Here is a 26,309-nt window from a genome sequence, read left to right as displayed (position 1 = left end):
GGCGAACTTGTCAGGTCGACACCACACGCGATGCGACTCGGTAGCGAATAAATGCCGGGAAAACGATGGCGGCGAGCACCATTCCCACGACGACCAACCCGCCACCGCCCGCGGCGACGACCGCGGTGCCGAGGCTTGCGGCGGCCATGCCGTGCGCCAGATCACCGATCCGCGGACCGCCCGCGACCACCACCGTGAACACACCCTGCAACCGGCCGCGGACCTCGTCCGTTGCGACCTGCTGCAGCATCGTCATCCTGAACGCCGCCGAAATCATGTCCGCGCCGCCGCCCAAGGCAAGGAAGGCCAACGCGATCCACAGGGCCACCGGACCCGACCCGGATCCGATCGCGACGCCGAAGCCGACCATCGACAGACCCCACGCCGCGATACAGAGCACCACGGCCAGGCCTTGCCGTTGTATGCGCGGCAGCCAGCCAGAGAACACCCCACCGACCACCGCGCCGACCGACATCGCGGCGTACAGCAGACCGAGCGCGATCCCGCCCGTCGCGGGATCACCGAACGTGTCGTGGGCGATCTGCGGAAACAGCGCGCGCGGCATGCCGAAAACCATTGCGATGATGTCGACCACGAACGACGCCAGCAGGATTCGCTGGGTCGCCAGGTACGCGAACCCGTCCAGCACTTCGCGCAGCCCCGCGCGACGCGCTGTGCCGGTTGGCGGCAGCTTCGGAAGTCGCCACGCGGCCCACACCGTTGCCAGCAGTGCGAGCGAATCGATCAGGTACAGCGTCGACAGGCCGATCACCGGGATCAGGACGCCGGCCAGAACCGGTCCGGCAATCGCACCGAACTGGAACACCGTCATGTTCAGCGAGTTCGCGGCTGGCAGTTGGTCGCCGGGCAGCAGGCGCGGAATGATCGCGCTCGCGGTCGGTTGCTTGACCGCGAAGAAGCCCTGCTGGACAGCCAGCAACACGAGCACGAGCCAGACGTTGCGCATCCCGGCCATCGCCTGCAACCACAGGGCGACCGACGTCACCACCAGTCCGACGCTGGTGATGACCATCAGCTTTCGACGGTCCATCACGTCGGCGAGCGCGCCTCCCCACAGGCCGAAGCCGATGAGCGGCACGAGGGCGAAAATGCCTGCGAGACCGACATATCCGGAGCTGCGCGTGATGTCGAAGATCTGCTGCGGCACCGCGACCACACTGAGCTGACTGCCGATGACGGTGACCGCCTGCGCGACCCACAGTCGGCGGAAGTCCAGATTTTGCAGCGCAGTCGTATCGGCGAGGAAGCGACGACTCACGGTTGCAGCCGCTCGGCGATCCACCCACGGTCTGCGTCGGCTGTGAGGCGAACTCTGTTGTGCAGACGGTTCTCTCGGCCCTGCCAGAATTCGACGACCCGAGGCGCGAGCAGGAACCCACCCCAATCGTCCGGAACGGGGATCTCACCGGGAAAGCGTGCGGAGACTTCGGCGAGGGCGCGGTCGAGGTCCGCCCGCGAGCCGATCGGACGCGACTGGTCCGACGCCCACGCTCCCAATTGCGAGCCGCGTGGACGCGATCTCCAGTACCGCTGTGTGGTCTCGCGGTCGACGTGGCTGACCGTCCCGCGCAAGGTCACCTGCCTGCCGATCAACGGCCACGCAAACGTCGCCGAGGCATAGGGCGTGACCGCGAGATGGCGGGCCTTGTCGGACCCATGATTGGTGTAGAACACAACACCCTGGTCGCTCATGCCTTTGCACAACACCGTTCGGGTCGCGGGCCATCCCGCTGGGTCGACAGTCGCGAGCACCATGGCGTTCGGCTCGTAAACCGCCGCCGCCACCGCTTCGGCGAGCCAGCTTCGCAACAACGGCTCCCAGCCGTCGTCGAGCCACGTTTCGTCGAGGTCGCGGTCGCCGCCGTAGTTCACTCGCATGGAGGCGAGGTCGTGAGGTTCGGAGGCCACCTTGGAAACGCTACTACCGAGTAGGGGCGAGGATTTCTGGACCGGCGCAGCCAGCTAAGGTTCAGCTCATGGCTCGCGTGACCGTACCACCGGATTTTGTCAGTGGACTCGAGGGTGTTCTTGCCTTCACGACCGATATTGCCGAGCCTGACAAGGACGGCGGCGCGCTCCGGTATCGAGGCGTCGACATCGAGGAGCTAGTCGGCAGCCACGTGACGTTCGGCGATGTCTGGGCACTGCTGGTCGACGGCAAATTCGGTCATGGGTTGCCGCCCGCCGAGCCCTTCCCGTTGCCGGTTCACACCGGCGACGTTCGCGTCGACGTACAAGCCGGGCTCGCGATGCTGGCCCCGATCTGGGGCTACCAGCCGCTGCTCGATATCGACGACGCCACCGCGCGCGACCAGCTCGCCCGCGCGTCCGTGATGGCGCTGTCCTACGTTGCTCAGTCCGCGCGTGGCATCTACCAGCCCGCCGTGCCGCAGGCGCGCATCGACGAATGCTCCACCGTGACAGCGCGTTTCATGACCCGCTGGAAGGGCGATCCGGATCCCAGACACACCGAAGCCATTGACGCGTACTGGGTTTCAGCTGCCGAGCACGGCCTCAATGCCTCCACGTTCACTGCGCGCGTCATCGCCTCCACCGGCGCGGACGTTGCCGCTGCGCTGTCGGGCGCGATCGGCGCGATGTCGGGTCCGCTGCACGGCGGTGCCCCGGCACGCGTGCTCCCGATGATCGCCGACGTCGAAAAGAGCGGTGACGCACGCGGTTTGGTCAAGGGCATCCTCGATCGCAAAGAAAAGCTGATGGGCTTCGGCCACCGCGTCTACCGCGCCGAAGATCCCCGCGCCCGCGTGCTCCGCGCCACCGCGAAACGGCTGGAGGCACCGCGCTACGAAGTCGCCGCCGCTCTGGAGCAGGCCGCACTCGCCGAGCTTCGCGAGCGCCGCCCGGACCGCGCCATCGAAACCAACGTCGAATTCTGGGCAGCGGTGATCCTCGACTTTGCCGAGGTCCCCGCACACATGATGCCCGCGATGTTCACCTGCGGCCGCACCGCCGGCTGGTGTGCACACATCCTGGAGCAGAAGCGCCTCGGCAAACTGGTCCGCCCCGCAGCCCTCTACACCGGCCCCGAACCCCGCTCCCCCGAATCCGTCGAGGGCTGGGACCTGATCGCAAAGGCCGCGAACTAGACTTGCCTGCATGGCCGATACAACGACCCCCACCATCCCCGCCGACCTCAAGCCCGCCGATGGGCGCTTCGGTTGCGGACCGTCGAAGGTTCGCCCCGAACAGTTGCAGTCGTTGGTCGATGTCGGAGCGTCCGTATTCGGAACGAGCCATCGCCAGAAGCCGGTCAAGAATGTCGTCGGTCGCGTGCGTTCGGGGTTGCGTGATCTGTTCGCCCTTCCCGATGGCTACGAAGTCGTCCTCGGCAACGGCGGGACCACCGCGTTCTGGGATGCCGCAGCATTCGGACTCATTCGGGAGCGCTCGCTGCACCTGACCAACGGCGAGTTCAGCTCGAAGTTCGCCTCCGTCGCGAAGGCCAACCCGTTCATCGGCGACCCGATCGTCGTCAGCGCCGATCCTGGTAGCGCTCCCGAGCCCACCTCGGACCCGTCTGCCGACCTGATCGGCTGGGCGCACAACGAAACGTCCACCGGCGTAGCGATTCCCGTCCAGCGGCCCGCCGGCTCGGAGCACGCTCTCATCGCGATCGACGCGACCTCCGGTGCGGGCGGCCTGCCGGTGAACGTCGCCGACGCCGATGTCTACTACTTCGCTCCCCAGAAGTGCTTCGCAGCAGACGGTGGGTTGTGGGTCGCGCTGATGAGCCCCGCCGCCCTTGCTCGCGTCGAGGAGATCAAAGCCTCCGGACGCTGGACCCCAGACTTCCTTTCGCTGCCGATCGCGGTCGACAACAGCAGCAAAGACCAGACCTACAACACCCCCGCACTCGCGACGTTGCTGTTGTTCGCGAACCAGATCGAGTGGCTCAACGGCAACGGTGGACTCGACTGGGCGGTCAAGCGGACCGCCGACTCGTCGTCGCGCCTGTATTCCTGGGCCGAGGCAAGCGAATTCGCGACGCCGTTCGCAGCGCCGCAGCACCGTTCGCAGGTCGTCGGAACGATCGATTTCGACGAGTCGGTCGACGCCGCAGCGGTAGCCAAGATTTTGCGGGCAAACGGGATCGTCGACACCGAGCCGTACCGCAAGCTCGGCCGGAACCAGCTTCGCGTGGGAATGTTCCCCGCCATCGATCCAGAGGATGTCAGCCAGCTCACTCGCAGCATCGATTGGGTTGTCTCGCAACTCAGTTGAGCACTTCTGCCGTATAACTAGGCCAGATCGGTGCGGAACCGAGCAGCGTAGCGCGTCCGCACCGAACATGCCCGAAACGCCGCGCCGCGTGTCCTCCCTTACCCAAGATCACGGGTGCATTACTGTCGGCGTTACGGGCAGATATCGCAAGGCCGGCACGAAGGAGGTCGAAGTGCGCGAGCTGGAAGTGATCGGACTGCAGCCCGACGGTAAGCACCTCGTCTGTGCTGACAAGGAAACCGGCGAGAAATTTCGGCTACCTGCCAACGACAAACTGCGCGCGGCATCCCGCGGAGACATCGCTCGATTCGGACAGATTGAGATCGAGATGGAAAGCACGCTGAGGCCCCGAGACATCCAGGCCCGTATTCGGTCCGGCGCATCGATCGAGCAAGTTGCTGCCGAATCTGGCATGCCGCTGCACAAAGTCGAGCGCTATGCGTACCCGGTGCTGTTAGAGCGTTCCCGTGCGGCAGACCTTGCTCAGCTCGGCCATCCGGTCCGAGAGAACGGTCCGGCGGTCCACACGTTGGCAGAAGTCGTAGCGCTCGCTTTTCGTACCCGCGGCCATAGCCTCGAAGACGCTGAGTGGGACGCGTGGCGCGACGAGGACGGCCACTGGATCGCGCAACTGCGTTGGCAGACAGGACGCACCGCAAACGCTGCGCATTGGCGTTTTCAGCGCGACGCTCATGGCGGCAATGTTGTGGCACTCGACGACGCCGCAGCCGACATCGTCGACCCCGACTTCGGTAGGCCCCTTCGTGGGCTAGCTCCTGTGGCGGCCGTTCCCGCGGCGCCGAAAGTTCCGGACAACCAACACACTCTCGACGACTACTACTCGACCGTCCCGATCGAGGACGACAACGACAGCGACAACGAACCGGTTGCACCGGTCGCCCCCAAGCAACCTGCGACGCATGCGAACGGCAAAGACAAGCGCGGCAAACCTGCTATGCCGTCGTGGGAGGACGTGCTGCTCGGCATCCGCAGCTCCGGCCGCTAGTCTTGCTATCTACGCGGACGAAAGGTGGGTGCCGGCAGTGGGGGCCAAGGCTTCAACGATTTGGTACGTCGATGCCCCGGATCCGGTAGCTGTTCTGCGCGATCACCGAGAACCCGACGAGGACGCCGCGCGCGCACTCGCGGGCCGGTTGTTCCCGGGCTCTGTGATCGCTCCCCGTGCTGTCGGTCCGCTGTCGTCGAGTGCAGGCGTCGACGGCCGCGGGGTCTTCATCGGCTGCTATCCGGGCATCACGGTCGTCTGCAGTCCGCAGCTGGCAATCCCCCACCCGTCGGCGTTGCCTGAGGAATGGGTCCGGCCGCTGGCGTCCGAGTACACGCATTTGATCGCCATGGATCCCGACCGCGCGTGGGGCGCTTTCGCGACCTGGGTGCGTGGCACGCTCCGCCGCTCGTTCAGCGCGACGACGATCAACATTCTCGAAGACTCGGGCTTGCCGTTGGTGTGGGAACGCACGTTCTGGGCGGGTGAACGGCCCATCGCGCACCCGCCGGGCATCCTTCCCGATCCGCAGTCGCTGCCGTTCGACCCGCAAGATTTCGCCGACGAAGCAAACAGGCGCAGTCTGGGTTTCCGGTACAGCCATACCCCTGAGACGTCCGGCCTCGATCCGGCCGGGATCGTCGTCTGTGGATTCGAGCTGTTTGCCGAGGGCGAGGAGCCGCCTCGCCGAGCCGCAGCACCCCAGACTCCAGACACCAAGAGCCACTCAATGTTTCGCTGGCGGCGTCGCAAGGCCGAGAGCTGATCGCTACAGCGCGGTGAAGAGCAGACCGACCCAGCCGAGGCCGATCCCGACGACTGCACCGTAGACGACCCAGCGGTAGGTCTGCAGATTTCGCCACCCCCACAGCGTCGGCGCGGACCCACCCGCAGCGACGATGTTGATGATGACGGCGAGAATCGGGTGAATTCGAGCGAGCGCGATCCCGAACGCGAAAACGGCGATAGCGGCCAGGGACGCGCTGATCGCGGCCACGATCAAGCCGGTGGCCCATGGGGTCGGCTCGGGCTCCAAGGTCACTCGGCAATCCTGACACGCTCGTAGAACGCCATGGCAGCCGCGGTTGCGACGTTGAGCGAGTCGGTTCCGGGCGCCATCGGTATTCGGGCACGCACATCGCACGACCGCATGGTGTGCTCGGCGAGCCCGGGACCTTCAGCGCCGAGTAGCAGCGCCACCCGCTTCGCTGTCATCGCCTCGGCGAGCAACGGGGCTTTCGGGTCCGGAGTGAGGGCAATCGTCTGAAAACCTTCTTTTCGCAACAGTTCCAGTCCGCGTGGCCACTCCGGAACTCGCGCGAACGGGATGCGCAACACATGACCCATCGATACCCGGACCGCTCGTCGATACAGCGGATCGGCAGTCCGATCGCCGAAGAGGACTGCGTCGGCACCCAACCCAGCGGCGTTGCGGAAAATGGACCCGATGTTCTCGTGGTCGTTGACCCCTTCGAGGACTGCCACGGTCCGGGCACCGTCGATCACGTCGAACAGATCCAAAGCGGGTGGTCGTTGTGCCGCCGCCAGCACGCCTCGGTTCAGATGAAAGCCGACGACCGCCGCCATCACCTCCGCAGACGTCCGATAGAACGGCGCGTCGGTCGCAACCAGGTCCGCCTCCAGTTCGCCGCGGCGGCGTTCGACTCCGAGAAACGAGATCGGCTCGAACCGGGACGCCAGCATCCGCTGCGCGACGAGCACGCCCTCGGCGATGACAAGGCCTTTGCCTTCGGGCAGGTCCGGGCGGCGATCTGAGGAGTTCAGGTCGCGGAAATCGTCCAGCCTCGGGTCGTCGGGGTCATCGATGTCGACTATTTCTGCCACGCGCCCATTTTGCCCGTGCGCGCGCCTCACCCCCGCAGGGGTAAGAATCGCGCACAGTTCGCGGGCGGAGCCGTGAGTGAAATTCACCCCTGGAGGGGTGAGACGCGCGCACGGGTCAGCGGACCTGCAGGACTATCTCCCGATCCGGGAGCGCGGCGATACCGCGCGGGACCGAGCGCGGCGTCCGTTTGCGTCGTTCGTCGTCGGGCATGACCAAGTCCGCGCCGCCCATGATCGTGGCGACGACGATGGCGAGCTCGTAGTTTGCGAAAGACGCCCCGACACAACGCCGATGACCGCCGCCGAAAGGGGTGTAGTCGAAAGGCGTCGCCTTGCGCTCGAGGAATCGTTCCGGATCGAAGCGGTCCGGGTCCGGCCACCGGTCCTCGTTGAAATGGAGTGCAGGCACAGCGATTCCGACGACATCGCCAGGCTTGCGTTCGACGCCGCGAATTGTCAACGGCGCGTTGAGGCGCCGCAGCACGACCGACACGGTCGGGTGCATACGCAACGTTTCCTGGAGCACCGCACTCAGGTACGGCAGCTTCGAAAGCTGTTCCAGTTCAGTCACTTCACCGAGTTCGACAAGCAGTCGCTCACGGACCTGCGGCTCACGGTGGATGTGGTACAACGCCCAGGCGAGCGAGGTAGCCGTGGTCTCGTGCCCGGCAACGAGGAGCGTGCGCAACTCCTGGCGCAGGTCGTCGTCGCTCAGCGACGTGCCGTCCTCGTAAGTGGCCGACAGCAGCAAGCTCAGCACGTCGTCGTAGCCGTCGACTCCGGTGGCTCGTCGTTGCGCGATCTGTTCGGTCAGCAGGTCGTCGAACTCGGTCCGTAGCCGGACGAACCGCGCCCACGGACCGAGTCCCCCGACGGACCGACGAAGCTCAGGCATGAACATCAGCGGCGCAATGTAGGCGCTCATCATCCCGGTGATCACGCGCGTGTATTCCGCGCGCCGATCCGCGTCGTCGACGCCGAACACGGTGCGAATGATGATCTGCAGTGTGATCTCTTGCGCGGCTTCGCGCATCGAGATCCGGTCGCCGGGCTTCCAGCCGTTCATCTCGTCACGCGCGGCCTTCGCCATCACCCCCGCGTAATTGCGCATTCTTTCGCCGTGGAACGACGGCATCAGCAATTGGCGCTCGCGGCGATGGCGATCGCCGGACAGCAGAATGAGCGAGCCGGACCCGACGAGGGGCTCGATGGGGTTGGGTGTCGGCGCCGAGAGTTCCGTCGCGGGTGCGGTCAGGATGTCTCGGACGCCGTCGGCGCTTCCCGTGAACAAGACGTCGCCGAGCCGCGGGATCGGAACTGTGAACGGATCGGCAGCACGTGCACGCCTGCGAAGGTAACCGTCGGAATCGAACGTCGACGCAACTGCCCGCAGCATCGCGAACCTCTCGCTACCCACTGCCCTCGCCATACTTGCCCTTCGCCGGTTCGCTGATCGCTTCACCATTCGATACGGACCGCGGACGCGTTCGGTTCAGCAGCAGGTACACACCGCTGCTCACACCCGCTGCCAGCGAGATCGCCCCGCCGACGACGAGCGGTGCGCGCGGCGACGTGACGTCGGCCAGCCAGCCGAGCAATGGGCTGCCCAGCGGGGTGCCACCAAGGAAGCAGAGCATGTAGATGCCCATCACTCGACCGCGCATGTCCGCCTTCACCGACATCTGCAGAATGTTCATCGCCGACGTGGTGAACGTCAGCACCGCGGCTCCGGTCGGCACGAGCACGATGGCGACGAGCAAGAAGCTGGGCATCAGTCCGACCGCGATTTCGAACACGCCGAACACCGTGGCGGCGACGATAAACAACTTCATCTGGACGGGCCCGGACCGTCGCGCGGCGAGAGTCGCGCCTGCCAGGGTCCCGACCGCGAGGGTCGTCGACAGTAGGCCGTAAGCGTCTGCGTCGCGGTCGAAAGTGTTGCGCGCCAGCACCGCAAGGCTGATCGGAAAGTTCAGGCCGAACGTGGAGACGACGAACACCGTTGCCAGGAGGTCCCGCAAATCGGCTCGCCCCCAGACATATCGGAATCCGGCACGGATCTGCCCGCGGGCTCGCGCAGCATGCGCCGACGGATGCAGCTCGTCCTGATTCATCGCGAGCATCGCCGCCAGGACGCAACCGAACGACACGAAATTGAGTGCGAACACCCAACCGGTCCCGATGACGACGATCAGCACCCCCGATATCGCCGGACCGATGATTCGCGCCAAGTTAAACGTCATCGAGTTCAACGCGATCGCGTTCGACAGCAGCGACCGGCCGACCATTTCGATCGTGAACGACTGCCGCACCGGCGCATCGATCGCCGACGCACAACCCGCGGCGAACGCGATCAGGTAGACCTGCCACAGAGTGACGACGCCGCCGATGTCGAGTGCTGCGAGCAGCAGGCTGGTGACGGCCATCGCCGTCTGCGTCGCGATCAAAATCCGCCGCTTGTCGTAGCGATCGGCGAGGACGCCGCCCCAGACCGACAGAAACAGCGTCGGACCGAACTGCAGCGCCATGACAATGCCCACTGCCAGCGCACTTCCGCCCGACAGGGTGAGTACCAACCAGTCCTGCGCCACCCGCTGCATCCAGGTACCGATGAGCGACACGATCTGACCCGACGCCCACAGCCTGTAGTTGCGCGCCTTCAGCGCGCGGAACATCGAGCTTTTCGGGGCCACGTATCTATCGTGCCCTTAGCTAACGAGTTACTCCGACTTGGCCACGATGTCGGTGATGATGGCCACGGCATCTTGCAGGACGCGCAGTTGCTCGGGATCGAGACCGGACAACTGCTCGGTCATCCACGCCTCCCGCGCACTGGCCTCGTCGGCGATCAGGGCATTTCCGGCAGCCGACAGCGAGACGATGATCTGACGGCCGTCGGTGGGATGCGGACTGCGCTCGACGAGCCCGAGATCGGTCAGCGATGCGATGACCCGCGTCATCGACGGAGGCTGAACGCGCTCCTTGGCGGCCAGCGCCCCCGGTGTCATAGCGCCTTCCCGCAACAATGTGGCAAGCGCCGACAATTGGGTGAGCGACACTTGCGAATCTGCCCGCCGACCGCGCAAATGCCGCGTGAGACGCACGACGGCAAGCGACAGTTCGCTGGCCAGCGTTCGCAGATCTACGGACGTTGTCACAGTGGCTCACACTACGTGACGACTGCCTGGTTAATCGACTAAATGCAGCGGCTGAGAGGGCGGTAGCGTGAGCAACGTGACCGAGACTCCGCACGTGCCCGAAATTCCTGCCCGACTGACCGATCCGCGGCCAGTTCTGGTTGTCGGCACGGTGCTGTTCGCCTTCGCCTCGCTGGTCGTGTCGATCAGCGGCGACACCGCGCGGCAAGCGTTACCGACGTGTCTCGCCGGCCTCGCGGTCGGTGCGTTGGCCACGACGATCTTCTGGATTCAGCGGCGCGCCGCCCGGCGCGGGAGCAAGGGCGCGCAGTCCGGACTTACCTAGTCGCGGACGCCTGCGCGGCGAGGATGTCAGCAATCCTGTCGAGCAGACTCATGACCGTGTCACTGTCCTCGTCGACGAGCCAGCGCAGGACGATTCCGTCGATTATCGACAGCAGCAACCGACTCATCACCTCGACCGGTTGCGTCCAGGTCGTCGCCGTGAGCGCCGTTGCCTTCTGCAGGATCGCCCCGACCGCCGCGTCGTTGAACGCATACTGTTCGCGTGCGATGCCGAGCCGCTCGGGAACCGATTCGCCTTCGCGCAGTGCGTAAGTGGTGATCTCGTAGGTCAGCAGCTGGCGGTTGCGGGTGCGCTCGATGTCGTACCACATCACCCCGAGTGCGACGCGGATGAAGGAGCGGAGTGCCTCGATACCCTTGTCGTGCCACTCGTTGATATTCGGATCTTCGTCGACGGTATCGCGCAAGTCGGCGGTGAGCGTCTTTACGACCTCGGTCATCAACGCGTCTTTGTTGTCGAAGCAGTAATGCACCACGCCAAGGGACACGCCGGCGGCCTGCGCAACGTCTCGCGTCGTCACCGAAGCGACGCCTTTGCGTTCGGCCAGCCCGATGGCCGCCTCGATCAAGTGCGCACGACGTTCTTCGACGGACAACCTTGTAGCCACGGAAGAAGTTAAGCCTGGTCTACGCCAGGGCGTCAATTCGTTGGATTCTTCACAGTCGAAGCGTTCTTCCTGTGAGGAAAGACACGCGCGAGAGTTACTGGGCTGTTGTCCAATTCGCGCGCACATGCGTCACACCGGCGTCGGTCACCCAAAACGGGACCGAGGCGCATCCATCGACCGCGCCAGAGAAGCGCACCGTCAGTTCGTCATGCACAACGACTTCCCCAACGGGGCAGGGCAGGCCCAATCCGACGAAGAAGAGCACCGCAAGCGGCTCTCGATCCCACGAACTGACCGACCCCTCCCCCACGATTTCGCCGGTGATCGATTCCGAAGCGACCGGCAGATCCAACAGCTGTGCGAGCGATGACGACGTCTCGATACTGCCGACGACGAGCCGGTCCAGCGGCACGACTGCAGCGAACCAGGGCTTGTCGAGTACGAGGGCAGTTGCCGGATCGACCACTGCTCCCGACAAGGTCCGCACACCGTCCGGAAGTCCGACTTGCTCGGCATCCACCACACCGGACGCCACTGCCGCTCCGAGCCGACGGTAGATGTCGGCGACGACGGCCGGGGTCGGGGTCCGAGCAGGCTCGGCCAGTTGGTCCACGATCACCTGAACGAGTTCGGCGTCCAGATCGTCCGCAGCAGCGAGGACGCCGCGCAACTCTTCGGCATGCGGGTGCACGAGAGCATCGAGCACACCGTCGAAGGTGGCATCGCCGACGTAGCGCAACGCGCCGAGGCGCTGGCCGTCCACGCTCGCATGACGGCGCAACCACCAGGCGACATACCCGTCCCGGTCGCGCAACAGGGGCGCCGTCACGCTGTCTTGCGCCAGCAGCGACAACGCCTCCGGCCATCGGTGGTCGTCGACCAGGTCGAGATCGCGGACCGCAACCAAGGTATCGGGGTCGCTGGTCAGAGTCGACCACCAAGACACTTCGTCGTCGAGGTCGTGGTCCGGACCTGTCGGCAATTCGTCACGGATGACGGAAAAGGTCCAGCCGACACCGACCGCGCGCAGGGCTTCGCCACCGAATCGCTCCACCAGCGCTTGATCAATGGTGCCGAACGGCGATTCGTCGACGAGCACATCGTGCAGCGGGGCACCCGGTAGCAACAGTTCGTCCGCCGAACGAAGTTCACCGTCGGTGTCCGGCAACGGCAGCAGCCCCAGCCAGGACGGCAGCGTCGACGGGTCGGAAACCTTTGCCGCAAGCGCCAATACAGCGTCGGCAAGCTCGTCTGCCTCGTCGTCGTGAACATCCTCGATCGCGGACTGCAGGGCTGGATCGGCGAGCAGATCCGCTGCGTCGACGTGGCGCGAGCCGAGCCGCCCCAGCAGTGGATGGCTCGCGGCTGGGTGCACGAGCCGGGCCCAATGCACGGGCAACGTTGTGGTGGAGTCGTTTTCGATCAGCTCGAGGCTGTCCGCGGTGACCGTGGTGCGCGGACCGGTGACGGTACGACCGTCGGCCAACGGTACCGCGATGCTGCCGAGTTCTTCTGCCGCAACAGAATCGATCACCAGACCGTCCAGGGCTGCATACAACTCGTGCCACCACCGCGGTGACCGCTGCAATCCGCTGAGCAGCTCGGCGACCCGGGCGAGTCCGATGCGATGCACATCGACCTGTGCGAGAGCAGCGAGTTGATGCTGGCCGGACACTTCAGGCCGGACCAAGTCCGGAATCACTTCGGCAAGAACACTTGCGAGTTCACTGGTGAGGCCCGGAAGCACGGTTGCGCGGGTGGGGATTGCCACCTCGTCGTCGCCGATGACCGGAACCCAGGCGCTCTCGCGCAATTCCGCGATGATGGCCTCGCGAAGAATGGAATCGACGGCGCTGCGTCCGAGGCTCGGAACTGGAACCATGGCGATCCGGTCCGGCGCGGGCAGCGCTCGCACGAATTCCGAGTAGCCAGCGGCCAATTCGGCAATCCGTGCGCCGGGCAGGACACGACGGCGGTCCGGCTGCATCCGGACATCGGCGATCAGGAGCGCAGGGAGCGAGAGTTCCTCGTCGGAGCGAGTGGGGGCGCGCAGCACGTCGGACCCGACTGGGGAAACACGCTCGCCCACAACAGGAACCAGCCAACGAGCCCGCGGGGTCTGATATTGCAGCCAGTTCTGGTCACCGATCGAGATCTCGTCCACACCGGCCGAAAACGTCCGCTGCGTTCGACGAAAGTCGTCATCGCCGATCCGAATCGATTCCAGCGCAGGCAATTCGAGCAAGAGGTCGACCGCCTCGGACCGCATTGCCGCCAGCAAAGCCACCGCGTCCACGCCGTCGCGCAGCCGCAAGACGATCTCGGTGTCGGCGCCCTCGACCGGACGGTCCAGCGTCGGCCACACCAGCCGCAGGACCGGCACCCGCGAAGCAGCGGGTATGTCACTGCGGGCCAACAGCTCTCGCGTCTGCGCAGCCGAGAAACGAATAGCGCCGGACACCGAGCGCAACTCGATCTCGTCACTGACCGCCAGCACTGCAGTGAACCCGACCCCGAACTGGCCGACGCCCGCATCGGCGGATTTGCCCGACGCACGGAGCGCCGCGAGCGCTTGCACTCCTTCGATGTTCAGTGGCGCACCGGTGTTGGACACATGCAGGTCGCGGCCGTCGAGCCAGACGGCGACGCAGCCTGCCACTCCCGCCTGCGTCGCAGCATCTGCCGCGTTCTGCGCAAGCTCGGTGAGCAGGCGGTCGCGATAACCGGCCGTGACCAGGTCGGCCTCGGTTGCCGTGTCCTCACGAAGTCGAGTCGGCGAACTACCCCAGGCGAGCAGTACCGACTCACGTAACGAAGCGGTCCCGAACGGATCGCTCAGGTGGTCGATGCCGGATCCACGATCTCGACGGAGCCGTCGTCGTACGCCTCGAAGGAGGGTGAGCCGGCCCCGGTCGGCAGCGTCGTATCCGAGTGCGCGCCACAGCCGTACGACACGTGCACCACCTGGCCGTCCGCGGACATCTCGTTGCCGCACACGCCGAATTCGCCGTGCAGCGCACCGGCGAGGGGAAGGTAGAAGCCGCACAGCCCGCACGTCGATGGGGCAGCCTTCGCCATCTCCGAATCCGGGCCCCGATCGCCCTCGTGCCAGCGCTGGGCGGCATCGCTGCGCCCTTCGAGACTCATGACCTGGCTTCGACCGAAACCGAGCTCCAATGCCACGTCGTCGATCTCGGGATCGCCGGTTGCGATGTAACCCGGAACGAGCCGGGGATCGTCCGCAGGAGGGGCGAGCAGATCGCCGGGTGCTAGATCGCCTGGCCGAATGCGCTGATCCCACGGAACCCACTCCGGGGCGACCAGCGCGTCGGGACCGGGCAGCAACGCCGATTCACTCACCGTCGCATGGTCGTAGTCAGGATCTGTCGCGACCACCACAGCCCACTGCCAACCGCGGTAGCCGGGGAGCGTGGCTTCGAAATGATGGGTCGCGGTGCAGCCGTCCTCGGCTGTGACGCCGATGTAGGCGCCGACACCACTCTCCTCCAATTCGACCAATGCACCGCGCGCCAGGTCGGCGGCATCGGCGAGGACAGAGCGAATCTCGGACAGTTCAGGGGTCGACGTAACACTCACAGCTTCATTTTGCCGTATAGCAGCGGTTACTGGGTGCAGCGGGCTGAGATGCTGTGACGATGCGCGCCTCTCGAGTCTGGCTTGCAGCCTTGGTGCTCGCGGCTGGATGCTCGCGAAGTCCCGCCGAAGGGCCACCGGCAACGAGTCTGCGCCTCGAGATCGTCCGGGTGCTTCCCCACGATTCGACCGCTTTCACCGAGGGCCTGGAGGTCGTCGACGGCAGCTTGTACGAGAGCACCGGTCGCGTCGGCACCTCGTATCTGATGCTCAGCGATCTGCATACTCGCGAGCCGCGACAGCGGATCGAACTCGACGCGCACCTGTTCGGCGAAGGTATCGGCATCGCCGAAGGCAAGCTGTGGCAGATCACGTGGCGAGACGGCATCGCAATCGAGCGCGACCCGGTCACCCTGGCGGAGAAGCGCCGCGTGCGCTACGACGGCGAAGGCTGGGGACTGTGTGGTCGCGGCGAACGGCTCGTGATGAGCGACGGTAGCGCGACGCTGACCTTCCGCGACCCGGCCACCTTCGACGCCACCGGCACGGTCGAGCTGACCGACTACCGCAACGCGCGGCTCAACGAACTCGACTGTGCCGACGACGGATTCGTCTATGCCAACGACTGGCCGACGTCGACCATTCTGCGGATCGATCCCGACAACGGACAGGTCGCCACCATCGACGCACGCGGGCTCCTGGACAACGTCCAGATCACCGAGGAGCAGCTGGGCCGACTCGATGTACTGAACGGAATTGCACATCTTCCCGGTACCGACCGTTTTCTGATCACGGGAAAGTACTGGCCAGTGCTGTTCGAAGTTCGCTTCGTTCGATAGCGGCACGCCCACACGCTTCCCGGCATCGCTTCCGGTCCAGCAGTACGACAGAATTGGTGACGTGACCGACCGACGTGAGCCGACCGACCCCGACAGGGGCTGGCCCAGCGCGCCGTCGCAGCATCCCGGCTACGACAACTACCCGCCTCGCCATGTTCCGACGCGGCGTCAGCCGCTGCCGCCGCTGCATCCCATCGAAGCGCCGCCGCCGCAACTTCCCTCGGACTCGTTCGCGCCGGGCGAGCCCGAGCGGGTCGCACCGAAGGCGCCGCGCAAGCTGACCGTGACCCGAGTCGCCGCGATGCGTGGTCGTGAGCTGACGGGTCGCGGCATCGCGACTTTCCAGCGTGCCGCAAAGGCGGATGGCGCGGAGAAGTCCGGGCTCACAGCGTTGACGTATGCCGTGATGGCCAACAACGCCGCCGACGCTGCGCTGGTCGTCGCACTGTCCAACACCCTCTTCTTCTCGGCGGCGACCGGCGAGAGCAAGAGCAAGGTCGCGCTCTACCTGCTGATCACGATCGCGCCGTTCGCCGTCATCGCGCCGCTGATCGGTCCGTTGCTCGACCGCATTCAGCACGGTCGTCGCATCGCACTCGCCGCGTCCTTCGGGTCGCGGGCGGTGCTGGCGATCATCCTGGTTTTCAACTTCGGCAGTTGGGGCTTGTATCCCGCGGCGTTGTTGATGTTGGTGCTGAGCAAGTCGTTCGCGGTCCTGAAGAGCGCGGTCACGCCACGAGTGCTCCCGCCTGACATCGACCTGGTGAAGGTCAATTCGAGGCTCACGGTCTTCGGTCTACTCGGCGGCTCGATAGTCGCGGGCGGTATCGCAGGCGTTGTCGCCGTCATCGCGGGATCCAGCGGAGCCCTGTGGTTGACAGCCGCCTTCTGCGTCGGCGGGGCATATCTGTGTCTGCGAATACCGTCGTGGGTCGAAATCACCGAAGGCGAGGTTCCGGCCACCCTCGGCTACCACGGCGACGACAAACATCGAGCCGTACTCGACGGTGATCGCATGGAAACCGTCAAACCCAGCAAGCGACGGCAGCCACTGGGTCGCGCGGTGGTGACCGGGCTCTGGGGCAACGGCACCATCCGCGCCTTGACGGGCTTTCTCACTCTGTTCACGGCTTTCGTAGCGAAGGCGACCGAACACGATGCCGTCCATCAAGCTGCGATGCTCGGCTTGGTCGGCGTCGCGGCTGGGCTTGGAAACTTCGCAGGCAACGCCGCGGGCGCCAGGCTGGAACTGGGCCACCCGTCGCGTCTCGTCCTGGGTTGCACGATCGCCGTGCTCGTCGTCAGCCTTATCGCCGCGTTTGCCGGCAATATCTACGGCGCCGCGATTGTCGGACTGGTCGGCTCGGCCGCGAGCGCGCTGGCGAAGGTGTCGCTCGACGCGTCGATCCAAGACGACCTACCACCCGAATCCGTAGCGTCCGGCTTCGGTCGCTCGGAGACCGTCCTGCAGCTGAGCTGGGTCCTCGGCGGCGCATTGGGCGTGTTGCTGCCGACCCAGTTCTGGCTCGGTTTCACCGTCATATCCGGCGTGCTGGCAATCGGCTTGGTGCAGACGATCGCCAGCTACACCGGTCACTCGCTCCTGCCCGGCCTCGGTGGTAACCGCCCGGACCACGCCGACCAAGAGGTCAAGCGCTACGAACAGACGACGAGGTATCAGTGAGGCTGCAGCCCCGCACGATCAAGATTCTGGCTCTGCTCGCAACGTTGGTCGCCGTGGTGGCCGTCGCGTTCGTCGCGGTCCTTGTCGTCGCAGTCGACAAGGCAGACCCACGCGAGCCCGTCATCTCGGCCTTTGCCGACGGCAAGGCCATCAAGGTCGCGCCGCTGTCCTACTGCTCGGCAGAACTCGACGACTGCACCACCGGGGAGATCGCCCAACTGGACGTTCCGGCCGGGACCGCCCTCCAACTGTCGCTGCCACATGAGATCAGCGACGGGAAGTGGCGGCTCGTCATGACGTTCCAGGGACCGAACGGTCCGGAGTTCTGGCACGTCGAATACGGACCGGGCGAGCGAACCACCGCAACGGTGGAGTCGAAGGCGACCCCACCGCAGCAGCTGCTCGGTATCGAAATTCAGTGGCCGCCCGCGATTCTCGACAACGCTGGCCGACCGATCACGCGCGCGATCTGGTCGATCAAGACGGCGTAGCTCGGCCCGACTAGCTGTCGAGCTCGCGAGCGACGCCTCGAACGACCTCGGAGATGCGCTGCGCCGTCTTGCGGTCCGGGTACTTGCCTTTGCGCAGGTCCGGCTGAACGGTCGCCTCCAGCAGCGTGATCATGTCCTCGATCATGCCGTGCAGCTCGTCGGGCGTGTGCTTGCGCGCGACCGGTTCCTTGCGCTCGGCACCGCGGCCGGCGCTGCGCAGCGTCGGCGCCGGCTCGAGGACCTTCAGGCTCAACGCCTGCGGACCACGACGACCCGCAGCCATGCCGAACTCGACCCGTTGGCCGGGCTTGAGCGCCTCAACGCCTTGCGGCAGCGCAGAGGACCGGACGTAGACGTCCTCCCCCTCGTCCTGGGAAAGGAAGCCGAAGCCCTTCTCGACGTCGTACCACTTCACCTTGCCGGTCGGCACCGCGTTCATCCGTTCGTTAGTCAGTTCGAAAGCAAAAGAACGCGCCCCGCCGATTGCGCAGGACGCGATTAACAAAACTCTACTCGCCAGGCACGGTACATCACACCGGATATTTGCCCCGAGCCGCGCAGTAGGCTCGTAGCGTGCGACTGCTGCTGAACATCATCTGGCTCGTCTTCGGCGGGCTCTGGTTTGCGATCGGCTATTTCCTCGCAGGCATCCTCTGCTTCATCTTCATCATCACCATTCCGTTCGGCTTTGCCGCGTTCCGCATCGGCATCTATGCGCTCTGGCCGTTCGGCAAGACGATTGTCGCGAAGCCCACCTCGGGCGTCGGATCGTTCGTCGGCAACATCATCTGGGTCGTGATCGCAGGAATCTGGCTCGCAATCGGGCATTTGCTGTCCGCCATCGCCATGGCGCTGACCATCATCGGCATCCCGCTCGCGCTGGCCAACCTCAAACTGATCCCGGTTTCCCTGATGCCGCTCGGCAAGGAAATCGTCGATGCCGACGCCGTGAATTTCGGCCGTTGAGCATCGCCGATATCACGTAGAACGTGTCGCAGGCGCGACTGTGATATTCATCACATCACGGCGAGGTCACGTCGGGGTGAGGTCGCGAGACCAATCCGAGACACGCCGATCTAGCTGCGAAGAGCCCGAATGCCCTATTTTCCCGCTCGAAGTTGTGTTAGGCGGCGCGCGGGTTACCAAATAGTGATTTTTGACGCTCGAAGACGTACGGTCGTGACCGGCCGGAAGTTCGGCCAACCTCCGGCCCGCCGCGCCAAACCCCGTCTCGCGGGTACCGGAACCGACGACTTACACGAGAGACGGGGGCGGGGGACCCACGTTCCCCAGAGGAATTACTGGAAGGCCTCGACAGAGACCTTCCTTGGGGTGAAGCCAGAAACGCTCTCACAGAGCGCCGAGGCCGGGCGACCTCTCAGCCCGAACCCGACAGCTGACCTCGTAGGCGCGGGCGGAGAGGATACAAAGATCATGAGTGGACGGCACCGCAAACCCTCAACCACCGGGCGCACCGTTGCAAAGGTCGCAGTTACCGGCGCCATCGTAGGCACCGCGGGCGTCGCTTTCGCTGGCACCGCGCAGGCAGCCCCTGACAGCGACTGGGACCGGCTCGCCTCTTGTGAATCGGGCGGCAACTGGGCCATCAACACCGGCAACGGCTTCCAGGGCGGCCTGCAGTTCTCCCCGAGCACGTGGACCTCGCACGGTGGCGGCCAGTACGCAGCCACCGCCAACCAGGCAACCCGTGAGCAGCAGATCGCAGTTGCAGAGAACGTCCTTGCAACGCAGGGCTGGGGCGCATGGCCGTCCTGCTCGGCGAAGTTCGGACTGAACAGCTCGCCGACGCCACGCACTGCTCCCGAGACGTCGCCGAAGTGGAACACACCGGAACTGCCGGCACTGCCGCAGGTCGACCCGATGGAAGCCACCAGCCAGGTCTTCGAGGGCATCAACAACACCATCGAAGCCGTCCAGCAGCAGGGCACGAACATTCCCGCCCCGGTTCTCGACGCATTTGCCGCCGTCCAGAACTCCGGCCTGAAGCTCGATCCCGCGATCGTCAACTTCTACCAGGCGAACAGCGGCCTGCTCCCCCACTGAGCAGCAGCAGACAACAAAAAGAGCGGGCCCGAGAGGGCCCGCTCTTTTGGTGCTGGGGTGGACGGGTTAGCGGTTGATCACCGTGTACGGATGAACGTAGGGAAGTGACTCTGCGGGCAGGGGGAACTCGAGGCTCTCACCGAAAGGTGACAAGCCACCGGAACGGGTCGAGGACAGTTCTGTGACGGCTTCCTCGCCGTACGGAATGTCCGGCCAACCTGGATCCACATATTTCTTCGATTTGTTAACCACGCGCTCATTTTGACACCGAGCGTGCACTGCGTACAGCCCGAATCTCTAATCTTGTAAGCGATGACTGCCACAGACAGTGCCGAGCGCAATTCCGACACCGAGAGCTTGGCCCAGTGGCTGACCTCCCGGAGCGACGATGCGCTCGTGGAACTGCTCGCCCTCAGGCCCGATCTGACCGTCCCTTTGCCGAGTTCGATGAACGTGTTGGCAAACCGGGCGCAGCAACGTGCATCGGTCATGCGGGCGGCAGACGATCTCGACACGCTCGCGCTCGCAGTGATCGAAGCGCTTGCCATGGCAGGCGCCCAGAACGCAGCGGTCCGCCGGGAAGTGGTGACCGACACGATCGGCGACCGCGCGCCTGCGAAGGCCGTCGACGCCGCCTTGGAGCAGTTGCGCCTACGCGGCCTGGTGTGGGGCGACAAGGTGCTGCGAATGCTCCCTGCAGCGGTAGACGCCGTGCCATGGCCGATCGGCCGGTCCATCGAGCCGATCGAGTCGCTCACCCCTGAGCAGATCACGGCAGCGCTCGCCGATCTCCGACCCGCCGAGCGCGCGTTGCTCGACCGACTGTCCACGACCGCGCCGATCGGCCGGACCAAGGACGCCGCGCCCGGCACCCCCAGCGACCGACCGGTCCAGCGGCTGCTGGCGGCCGGACTTCTCACCTGGGTCGACGAACAGACGGTCGAACTCCCGCACCAGGTCGGCCAGGTGTTGCGTGGCGAGCCCGTGACCGATCCCTCGTCGCTTGCCCCTCCGGTCCTGCGGGCCAACAAGATCAAGTTGGCCGAGATCAACGGCGTCGCCGCCGGTGAAGCGCTCGAATTGCTCAGGCACTGTGCCGATGTCATCGTCGCACTTGGCGACCTTCCTGCACCGGCCCTCAAGGCAGGCGGCATGGGTGTCCGCGAAATTCGCCGAATCGCGAAGCGACTCGGCGTCGACGAGGACCGCGCGAGTTTGATCGTCGAATTACTGGCGGCTGCCGGCCTCCTGACCAGTGGCCGCCCCGAGCCGGCGCCCGTCACCGATATGGCCGACGATTACTGGGCGCCCACCCCGGCGGCGGATGCATGGCTGGAAGCGCCGCCTGCGCGACGCTGGGCGGTACTGGCAGGCGCGTGGCTCGACCTGGCGCGTCGACCGTGGCTTATCGGGATGCGAGACGCGAACGACAAGCCGATCGCGGCGCTGTCGGACGAAGTGCGCAGCGCGTTTGCCGGTCGCGATCGGCGGATCATCCTCGACGGGGTCGCCGAACTCGGCCGCGGCGAATCGATCGACGCCGGCGACCTCGCGCGAATGCTCGCGTGGCGCCGACCCCGGTGGGCGAACCGCTTCACTCTCGGTGCAGTCGACAAAACGTTGACCGAGGCAGAGGCACTCGGCGTGATCGGTCGCGGCGCGCTCAGCTCACCCGGTCGAGCGTTGCTGCACGGCGGCGATGCCGAGGCGGAGATGGAGTCGGCGCTGCCTGCGCCGGTCGACTACGTGCTCCTCCAGGCGGACCTCACGGTCGTCGCTCCCGGCCCACTGACGCCGGACCTGCAGAGCACGCTGGCCCTCGCCGCAGACCTCGAATCCGCAGGCGGTGCAACGGTGTACCGAATCAGCGAGACCAGCATGCGACGGGCGCTCGATGCCGGGATGACGGCGTCCGAGCTGCACTCGTGGTTCGCCACCCGATCGAGAACGCCAGTCCCCCAATCGCTCACGTATCTGATCGACGACATTGCGCGACGGCACGGCCAGCTTCGGGTCGGCGTCGCCGAATCGTTCATTCGCTGCGACGACCCGGCGCTGCTTGCGCAGGTGCTCGCGTCTCCTGCGGCGGCCAATCTTGCGCTGCGGGCACTGGCCTCGACGGTCGCGATCTCGCATGCTCCACTCGCCGACGTGCTGAGCCAGCTACGCGAAGCGGGTTTCGCGCCCGCCGGTGAAGATTCCTCGGGCGTCATCATCGATCTGCGGCCGCATGGAGCCAGGATCGGGGGGCGGCGCGTGCGATCGCAGCTTCGCGTGCCCGCGACCCCGACGGAAGAGCAGTTGCTCGGTTTGGTGCGCGAACTCCGGGCCGGCGATCGAGCGTCGCGGACGGACAAGACCAACGGCGTCCGTTCGGACGGAACCCGCGCGACAGGAGCTGCGACGATGGCGCTGCTGCAACTGGCGGTCCGGGTCGGGCGAAGCGTGAACATCGGTTACGTCGATGCCTCGGGCGTCGCCACTCAGCGAATTGTGGAACCGGTGAAAGTCGGTGGCGGACAACTCGATGCGATCGATCCCGCAACCGGAGTGGTCCGCCATTTCACCTTGCACCGAGTCTCCTCGGTGGCATTGGTCGACTAACCCTTGTGAGTCTTTTCGGAGTCCCTGGACTCCGAAAAGACTCACAGCAGTGGGTTATGCCGTGGGGTCGCCGAAGCAGTAGGTGAGCTTCGGGTCGGAGAAGGCGAGCGCGTTGGCTTCACCCTCGGGGCACACTGTCGGGTCGTCGGAACCATCGATCTTCTGCGTCACCTTGAACTTGGCGGAAGGATCGGTGCAGGCGATGTGTTCGAAAACGTTCGTAGCGGCGTCCTGCTTGTAGCAGTTGTCCTGCTTCAGGTTCTCGTACAAGCACAGGTAGGCGACGGTGTCTTTACCCGAGGTCTCGGTGTACGTCGTGTACTGCTCCGACGGGCAGTCCGTCTTCTTGTCGTTGGTCGAGTAGATCTTGTAGACAGCTTCGTCCTTCGAGCAATCGATCGGCTCGGTGTCCGCGTTGGTCGCGGATGCTTTGTTGATCTTGATGCACGTTCCGGCTTCCGCTTTTGCAGTGTCCGACTTGGTCGAACAGCCGATCGCAAAAAACGCGATCGCCAGCAACGACAGAGTCGCGACGACGAGCCGCTTGAGAAGCCCGGATCCCTGATGTGACATGTGAGCCCTTCGCTGAGTTGGACAAATGATCGAACGCTCGGCGGCAGAATATCGCGGCAGGGGCTCATATGCGATCGCGAAGTGCCGTTTACGTCCCCACGAGGCGCTGTTTAGGTTGGCGATGTCGGCAACTACCTGGAGAATGGGTTGATTAACCACCTACAGGAGGCCGCGTGACCGACGGACCGCTCATCGTCCAGTCCGACAAAACCCTCCTTTTGGAGGTCGATCACGAGTCCGCACCGGCAGCACGGGCTGCGATCGCACCTTTCGCCGAGCTCGAACGCGCACCGGAACACGTCCATACCTACCGCGTGACGCCGTTGGCGTTGTGGAATGCGCGAGCCGCCGGGCACGACGCCGAACAGGTCGTCGATGCGCTGGTCAATTTCTCGCGCTACGCGGTCCCGCAGCCGCTGCTGGTCGATATCGTCGACACGATGGCCCGCTACGGCCGGCTGCAGCTGGTCAAGAACCCCGCGCACGGTCTCACCTTGGTCAGCCTCGACCGCGCGGTGCTCGAAGAAGTGTTGCGACACAAGAAGATCGCGCCGATGCTCGGTGCGCGGATCGATCCCGATACCGTCCTCGTGCATCCGAGCGAGCGCGGCAGGCTCAAGCAGATGCTGCTCAAGATCGGCTGGCCCGCCGAGGACCTCGCAGGTTATGTCGACGGCGAAGCGCACCAGATCGACCTCGACTTCACTACGCACGCGTGGCACCTCCGCGACTACCAGGAGATGGCGGCCGACTCGTTCTGGGCCGGAGGGTCCGGCGTGATCGTGCTCCCCTGCGGCGCTGGCAAGACCATGGTCGGCGCGGCCGCGATGGCCAAAGCGAAAGCGACGACGCTGATTCTGGTGACCAACACCGTCGCAGGCCGCCAGTGGAAGCGCGAACTCCTCGCCCGAACCTCCCTCACGGAGGAAGAGATCGGCGAGTACTCCGGCGAGCGCAAAGAAGTGCGTCCGGTCACTATCGCGACCTATCAGGTCATCACCCGGCGCACCAAAGGCGAATACAAGCACCTCGAGCTGTTCGATTCCCGTGACTGGGGCCTGGTGATCTACGACGAGGTGCATCTGCTGCCCGCGCCGGTGTTCCGCATGACAGCGGACCTCCAGTCCCGGCGTCGGCTCGGGCTCACGGCAACCTTGGTTCGCGAGGACGGCCGGGAAGGCGACGTGTTCTCGCTCATCGGCCCCAAGCGGTACGACGCACCGTGGAAGGACATCGAAGCCCAAGGCTGGATCGCACCGGCCGAGTGCGTCGAGGTCCGGGTGACGTTGACCGACAACGAACGCATGACGTACGCGGTCGCCGAACCCGAGGAGCGCTACAAACTCTGCTCGACGGCGCATACGAAAATCGCCGTGGTCAAGTCGATCCTCGCTCGTCACCCGGACGCACCGTCCCTCGTGATCGGCGCCTATCTCGACCAGCTCGACGAGCTCGGGACCGCGTTGAACGCGCCCGTGATTCAGGGTTCGACGAAGACGAAGGAGCGCGAGGAGCTGTTCGAGGCGTTCCGCAAGGGTGAGATCCCGGTGCTCGTGGTCAGCAAGGTGGCGAACTTCTCGATCGACCTTCCCGAGGCCTCTGTTGCGGTCCAGGTGTCCGGGACGTTCGGGTCACGGCAAGAGGAAGCGCAGCGGCTCGGGCGGCTGTTGCGGCCGAAACATGATGGCGGGCAAGCGCACTTCTATTCGGTGGTCTCCCGCGACACCCTCGACGCCGAGTACGCGGCCCACCGGCAGCGTTTTCTCGCCGAACAGGGCTACGCGTACCGCATCACCGACGCAGACGACCTCTTGGGCCCCACGATCGCCTAGAGCAGGGCTGTCTGTTCCCCGTGCTAGGAATGAAGTGTGCGACGCTTCGAATTCCCTGTGGATCGGGCACACGCCAAAGCGGTGAACGAGACAATCGCCGACCTACGCCGCGTAGCCGTGACGTCGATCGTGCTTGCGCTCGTACTCGGTGGGGGTGCGGTGTGGTTGATATCTGTGATGCATCCGTGGGCTTACATTCTCGCGGTTGTTCTGGCTCTCGGTGCCGCGACGGCGTTGTGGGTGGCAATCTGGGCGCCGCGTCGGCTCGGCGGAATAGAGCAGCTCTACACCGATGGCGCACTCGTGCCGGCGGTGGTTACCGGAACGCGTAAGCGCGGACTGATCTTGCTCGCGTTGATCGACGTCGGCAAGCCAGGCACGGCGCCGCAGTTTGCGCTAGTCACTCGCAAGGTCAAGAGCCTGCCGGGCCACAAGACCGAACCGGGCGAACGGGTGCCGTCGGTGTCGGTCCGGGCCGATCGGTCGCCGCGCCCGTCCACGGACTCGCCGCAGCAGTTCATTCCGATGCCGATTGCCTGGGCGACGACGGACGCTGACGTCCTCGCTCGCGCAGTCGCAGCGATCGCCGAATCCGAATGGAAACTGCTCAGCGACAACATCGCCTTGGCGGATCGGGTTCGCCAAGCCACCAACAAGCGAGTGATTCTGGATCCGAAGACGTTGCCGCGTAACCTTCAGTAGATGGTCTCCACTGGTCATCTGCTGGCATTCGCAGCCGCCTCGTTCGTGATCATCGTGATCCCGGGTCCGAGCGTGCTGTTCGCTGTCGGCCGTGCACTCGCGCTCGGTCGTCGGCCTGCGCTGCTGACGGTTCTGGGTAACACGGCAGGCTCCGCGGTCCCGCTCGCCGGCGTCGCGGTCGGGCTGGGCGCGGTCCTCGCGGCGTCGGCGGTCGCATTGACGATCATCAAGCTGGCCGGTGCTGCATATCTGATTTATCTTGGCGTACAAGCATTTCGCGAGCGGCGGTCGCTCGTCACAGCATTGGGTGCCGAGGTCACAGCCACGTCGGGTCGTCGCGCCTTCCGGCAAGGATTCATCGTCGGCATGACCAACCCCAAGACCATCGTCTTCTTCGCCGCGGTCCTCCCCCAGTTCGCCGATCCGGAGTCCGGCGCCGTGCCGCCACAACTGCTCATCCTCGGCGCGATCTTCCTGGCTATCGCGGTCTTGTCCGATGCAACGTGGGCGATGCTGGCGGGAACGGTCCGCGAGTGGTTCGCCCGCTCCCCTAAGCGGCTCGAAGCAGTCGGCGGCACGGGTGGCGTGATGATCATCGGTGTCGGCGCTGCTCTCGCATTCAGCGGCACCACCGACTAACCCGTGCGCGCGTCTCACCCACCCAGGGGTGAAATTCACGCACGGTTTCGAGAAGGCAAGGT

27 protein-coding genes and 1 riboswitch are annotated in these 26,309 nt (G+C 65.3%); of the genes, 14 read left to right on the top strand and 13 right to left on the bottom strand.

Annotated elements, in window-relative coordinates; genetic code table 11:
- Positions 1 to 10: 10 nt before the first annotated feature.
- Together FGL95_RS15685 and pdxH are read right to left on the bottom strand one after the other, a co-directional pair.
- Positions 11 to 1,279: an MFS transporter gene (locus tag FGL95_RS15685; protein ID WP_420838053.1), complete on the bottom strand. Its 1,269-nt coding sequence runs from the start codon at positions 1,277 to 1,279 to the stop codon at positions 11 to 13.
- Positions 1,276 to 1,899 carry a pyridoxamine 5'-phosphate oxidase gene (gene pdxH, locus FGL95_RS15680; RefSeq protein ID WP_169589089.1) on the bottom strand — a complete coding sequence of 208 codons (624 nt, stop codon included), beginning with the start codon at positions 1,897 to 1,899 and terminating at the stop codon, positions 1,276 to 1,278. The genes FGL95_RS15685 and pdxH overlap by 4 nt, the downstream gene beginning before the upstream one ends.
- A gap of 98 nt (positions 1,900 to 1,997) precedes the next feature.
- Here pdxH and FGL95_RS15675 point away from each other — a divergent pair, with 98 nt between their 5' ends.
- The 4 genes from FGL95_RS15675 to FGL95_RS15660 all read left to right on the top strand — a co-directional run bounded on the left by FGL95_RS15675 (position 1,998) and on the right by FGL95_RS15660 (position 6,035).
- Positions 1,998 to 3,128 (top strand): citrate synthase 2, encoded by a 1,131-nt coding sequence (locus FGL95_RS15675; RefSeq protein WP_169588428.1) that lies wholly within the window; start codon positions 1,998 to 2,000, stop codon positions 3,126 to 3,128.
- A 10-nt stretch (positions 3,129 to 3,138) separates the two neighbouring features.
- Positions 3,139 to 4,263 carry a phosphoserine transaminase gene (serC, locus tag FGL95_RS15670; RefSeq protein ID WP_169588427.1) on the top strand — a complete coding sequence of 375 codons (1,125 nt, stop codon included), beginning with the start codon at positions 3,139 to 3,141 and terminating at the stop codon, positions 4,261 to 4,263.
- Positions 4,264 to 4,435: 172 nt separating this feature from the next.
- On the top strand, positions 4,436 to 5,269 hold the full coding sequence (sepH, locus tag FGL95_RS15665; RefSeq protein WP_169588424.1) for a septation protein SepH: 834 nt from the start codon (positions 4,436 to 4,438) through the stop codon (positions 5,267 to 5,269).
- A gap of 37 nt (positions 5,270 to 5,306) precedes the next feature.
- Positions 5,307 to 6,035, top strand: a complete 729-nt coding sequence (locus FGL95_RS15660; protein ID WP_169588422.1) for a DUF6928 family protein — start codon at positions 5,307 to 5,309, stop codon at positions 6,033 to 6,035.
- Between the two features lie 3 nt (positions 6,036 to 6,038).
- Here the strand turns inward: FGL95_RS15660 and FGL95_RS15655 are convergent, their stop codons facing one another.
- The 5 genes from FGL95_RS15655 to FGL95_RS15635 all read right to left on the bottom strand — a co-directional run bounded on the left by FGL95_RS15655 (position 6,039) and on the right by FGL95_RS15635 (position 10,272).
- The gene (locus tag FGL95_RS15655; RefSeq protein ID WP_169588420.1) at positions 6,039 to 6,311 is read right to left on the bottom strand and encodes a DUF2537 domain-containing protein; all 273 of its coding nucleotides are present in this window, start codon (positions 6,309 to 6,311) and stop codon (positions 6,039 to 6,041) included.
- A complete protein-coding gene (locus tag FGL95_RS15650; protein ID WP_169588418.1) occupies positions 6,308 to 7,114 on the bottom strand; it encodes a TrmH family RNA methyltransferase in 807 nt (268 codons plus the stop codon). The genes FGL95_RS15655 and FGL95_RS15650 overlap by 4 nt, the downstream gene beginning before the upstream one ends.
- 115 nt (positions 7,115 to 7,229) lie before the next feature.
- A complete protein-coding gene (locus FGL95_RS15645; RefSeq protein WP_338079876.1) occupies positions 7,230 to 8,531 on the bottom strand; it encodes a cytochrome P450 in 1,302 nt (433 codons plus the stop codon).
- The gene (locus FGL95_RS15640) at positions 8,524 to 9,789 is read right to left on the bottom strand and encodes an MFS transporter (protein WP_169589087.1); all 1,266 of its coding nucleotides are present in this window, start codon (positions 9,787 to 9,789) and stop codon (positions 8,524 to 8,526) included. Before FGL95_RS15640 ends, FGL95_RS15645 begins: the two co-directional genes overlap by 8 nt.
- A 45-nt stretch (positions 9,790 to 9,834) precedes the next feature.
- Positions 9,835 to 10,272 carry an Rv0880 family HTH-type transcriptional regulator gene (locus tag FGL95_RS15635; protein WP_169588414.1) on the bottom strand — a complete coding sequence of 146 codons (438 nt, stop codon included), beginning with the start codon at positions 10,270 to 10,272 and terminating at the stop codon, positions 9,835 to 9,837.
- 76 nt (positions 10,273 to 10,348) lie between these two features.
- Between FGL95_RS15635 and FGL95_RS15630 the strand changes: the two genes are divergently transcribed.
- Complete coding sequence (locus FGL95_RS15630; protein WP_169588412.1) at positions 10,349 to 10,597, top strand: DUF2530 domain-containing protein; 249 nt, start codon at positions 10,349 to 10,351, stop codon at positions 10,595 to 10,597.
- On the opposite strand, the gene FGL95_RS15625 is transcribed toward FGL95_RS15630, so the two are convergent.
- From FGL95_RS15625 to FGL95_RS15615, 3 genes are all read right to left on the bottom strand, one after another.
- Positions 10,590 to 11,225: a TetR/AcrR family transcriptional regulator gene (locus FGL95_RS15625; RefSeq protein ID WP_338079875.1), complete on the bottom strand. Its 636-nt coding sequence runs from the start codon at positions 11,223 to 11,225 to the stop codon at positions 10,590 to 10,592. The two genes, FGL95_RS15630 and FGL95_RS15625, sit on opposite strands and share 8 nt — an antisense overlap.
- 94 nt (positions 11,226 to 11,319) lie before the next feature.
- Entirely contained in the window at positions 11,320 to 14,064 is a 2,745-nt protein-coding gene (locus tag FGL95_RS15620; protein ID WP_169589085.1) for a sacsin N-terminal ATP-binding-like domain-containing protein, read from the bottom strand.
- The gene (locus tag FGL95_RS15615) at positions 14,061 to 14,822 is read right to left on the bottom strand and encodes a DUF3027 domain-containing protein (RefSeq protein ID WP_338079874.1); all 762 of its coding nucleotides are present in this window, start codon (positions 14,820 to 14,822) and stop codon (positions 14,061 to 14,063) included. The genes FGL95_RS15620 and FGL95_RS15615 overlap by 4 nt, the downstream gene beginning before the upstream one ends.
- 59 nt (positions 14,823 to 14,881) lie before the next feature.
- Between FGL95_RS15615 and FGL95_RS15610 the strand changes: the two genes are divergently transcribed.
- The 3 genes from FGL95_RS15610 (at position 14,882) to FGL95_RS15600 (ending at position 17,833) form a co-directional block, all read left to right on the top strand.
- Complete coding sequence (locus FGL95_RS15610) at positions 14,882 to 15,658, top strand: glutaminyl-peptide cyclotransferase (protein ID WP_169588408.1); 777 nt, start codon at positions 14,882 to 14,884, stop codon at positions 15,656 to 15,658.
- Between the two features lie 61 nt (positions 15,659 to 15,719).
- On the top strand, positions 15,720 to 17,342 hold the full coding sequence (locus FGL95_RS15605; RefSeq protein WP_169588406.1) for an MFS transporter: 1,623 nt from the start codon (positions 15,720 to 15,722) through the stop codon (positions 17,340 to 17,342).
- Positions 17,339 to 17,833: a DUF2771 family protein gene (locus FGL95_RS15600; protein WP_169588404.1), complete on the top strand. Its 495-nt coding sequence runs from the start codon at positions 17,339 to 17,341 to the stop codon at positions 17,831 to 17,833. Before FGL95_RS15605 ends, FGL95_RS15600 begins: the two co-directional genes overlap by 4 nt.
- A gap of 10 nt (positions 17,834 to 17,843) precedes the next feature.
- On the opposite strand, the gene FGL95_RS15595 is transcribed toward FGL95_RS15600, so the two are convergent.
- Positions 17,844 to 18,263 carry a cold shock domain-containing protein gene (locus FGL95_RS15595; RefSeq protein ID WP_169589081.1) on the bottom strand — a complete coding sequence of 140 codons (420 nt, stop codon included), beginning with the start codon at positions 18,261 to 18,263 and terminating at the stop codon, positions 17,844 to 17,846.
- A gap of 143 nt (positions 18,264 to 18,406) precedes the next feature.
- Here FGL95_RS15595 and FGL95_RS15590 point away from each other — a divergent pair, with 143 nt between their 5' ends.
- Together FGL95_RS15590 and FGL95_RS15585 are read left to right on the top strand one after the other, a co-directional pair.
- The gene (locus FGL95_RS15590; RefSeq protein WP_169588402.1) at positions 18,407 to 18,799 is read left to right on the top strand and encodes a YccF domain-containing protein; all 393 of its coding nucleotides are present in this window, start codon (positions 18,407 to 18,409) and stop codon (positions 18,797 to 18,799) included.
- A 271-nt stretch (positions 18,800 to 19,070) separates the two neighbouring features.
- Positions 19,071 to 19,260: riboswitch (cyclic di-AMP (ydaO/yuaA leader) on the top strand.
- A 7-nt stretch (positions 19,261 to 19,267) separates the two neighbouring features.
- Positions 19,268 to 19,897 (top strand): resuscitation-promoting factor Rpf1 domain-containing protein, encoded by a 630-nt coding sequence (locus FGL95_RS15585; protein ID WP_169588400.1) that lies wholly within the window; start codon positions 19,268 to 19,270, stop codon positions 19,895 to 19,897.
- Positions 19,898 to 19,963: 66 nt separating this feature from the next.
- Here FGL95_RS15585 and FGL95_RS15580 read toward each other — a convergent pair whose 3' ends face one another.
- On the bottom strand, positions 19,964 to 20,149 hold the full coding sequence (locus tag FGL95_RS15580) for a hypothetical protein (RefSeq protein WP_169588398.1): 186 nt from the start codon (positions 20,147 to 20,149) through the stop codon (positions 19,964 to 19,966).
- Between the two features lie 60 nt (positions 20,150 to 20,209).
- On the opposite strand from FGL95_RS15580, the gene FGL95_RS15575 reads away from it, so the two are divergent.
- Complete coding sequence (locus tag FGL95_RS15575; RefSeq protein ID WP_169588396.1) at positions 20,210 to 22,501, top strand: helicase-associated domain-containing protein; 2,292 nt, start codon at positions 20,210 to 20,212, stop codon at positions 22,499 to 22,501.
- A 54-nt stretch (positions 22,502 to 22,555) separates the two neighbouring features.
- On the opposite strand, the gene FGL95_RS15570 is transcribed toward FGL95_RS15575, so the two are convergent.
- Positions 22,556 to 23,074, bottom strand: coding sequence for an LppU/SCO3897 family protein (locus FGL95_RS15570; RefSeq protein ID WP_169588394.1), 519 nt, complete (start codon positions 23,072 to 23,074; stop codon positions 22,556 to 22,558).
- A gap of 173 nt (positions 23,075 to 23,247) precedes the next feature.
- On the opposite strand from FGL95_RS15570, the gene FGL95_RS15565 reads away from it, so the two are divergent.
- Genes FGL95_RS15565 through FGL95_RS32010 form a run of 3 tightly spaced genes read left to right on the top strand, consistent with a single transcriptional unit; the run spans position 23,248 to position 26,247 of the window.
- Positions 23,248 to 24,906, top strand: coding sequence for a DNA repair helicase XPB (locus FGL95_RS15565; protein ID WP_169588392.1), 1,659 nt, complete (start codon positions 23,248 to 23,250; stop codon positions 24,904 to 24,906).
- A 36-nt stretch (positions 24,907 to 24,942) separates the two neighbouring features.
- Entirely contained in the window at positions 24,943 to 25,608 is a 666-nt protein-coding gene (locus FGL95_RS32015) for a DUF3239 domain-containing protein (RefSeq protein WP_338079873.1), read from the top strand.
- Complete coding sequence (locus FGL95_RS32010; protein WP_206071937.1) at positions 25,609 to 26,247, top strand: LysE family translocator; 639 nt, start codon at positions 25,609 to 25,611, stop codon at positions 26,245 to 26,247.
- The last annotated feature ends 62 nt before the right edge of the window (positions 26,248 to 26,309 follow it).

Source organism: Antrihabitans stalactiti (genome assembly GCF_012932915.1).
Taxonomy (GTDB): domain Bacteria; phylum Actinomycetota; class Actinomycetes; order Mycobacteriales; family Mycobacteriaceae; genus Antrihabitans; species Antrihabitans stalactiti.
Note: the sequence above shows the minus strand (reverse complement) of the source record. Positions and strands in the feature narration are given on the sequence as shown.

What these genes read in the sequence shown, in the direction of transcription:
- FGL95_RS15610 (WP_169588408.1), top strand. Translation starts at nt 14,882, where the DNA reads ATGCGCGCCTCTCGAGTCTGGCTTGCAGCCTTGGTGCTCGCGGCTGGA.
- FGL95_RS15570 (WP_169588394.1), bottom strand. Translation starts at nt 23,074, where the DNA reads ATGTCACATCAGGGATCCGGGCTTCTCAAGCGGCTCGTCGTCGCGACT.
- pdxH (WP_169589089.1), bottom strand. Translation starts at nt 1,899, where the DNA reads ATGCGAGTGAACTACGGCGGCGACCGCGACCTCGACGAAACGTGGCTC.
- FGL95_RS15575 (WP_169588396.1), top strand. Translation starts at nt 20,210, where the DNA reads ATGACTGCCACAGACAGTGCCGAGCGCAATTCCGACACCGAGAGCTTG.
- FGL95_RS15585 (WP_169588400.1), top strand. Translation starts at nt 19,268, where the DNA reads ATGAGTGGACGGCACCGCAAACCCTCAACCACCGGGCGCACCGTTGCA.
- serC (WP_169588427.1), top strand. Translation starts at nt 3,139, where the DNA reads ATGGCCGATACAACGACCCCCACCATCCCCGCCGACCTCAAGCCCGCC.
- FGL95_RS15640 (WP_169589087.1), bottom strand. Translation starts at nt 9,789, where the DNA reads ATGTTCCGCGCGCTGAAGGCGCGCAACTACAGGCTGTGGGCGTCGGGT.
- FGL95_RS15675 (WP_169588428.1), top strand. Translation starts at nt 1,998, where the DNA reads ATGGCTCGCGTGACCGTACCACCGGATTTTGTCAGTGGACTCGAGGGT.
- FGL95_RS32010 (WP_206071937.1), top strand. Translation starts at nt 25,609, where the DNA reads ATGGTCTCCACTGGTCATCTGCTGGCATTCGCAGCCGCCTCGTTCGTG.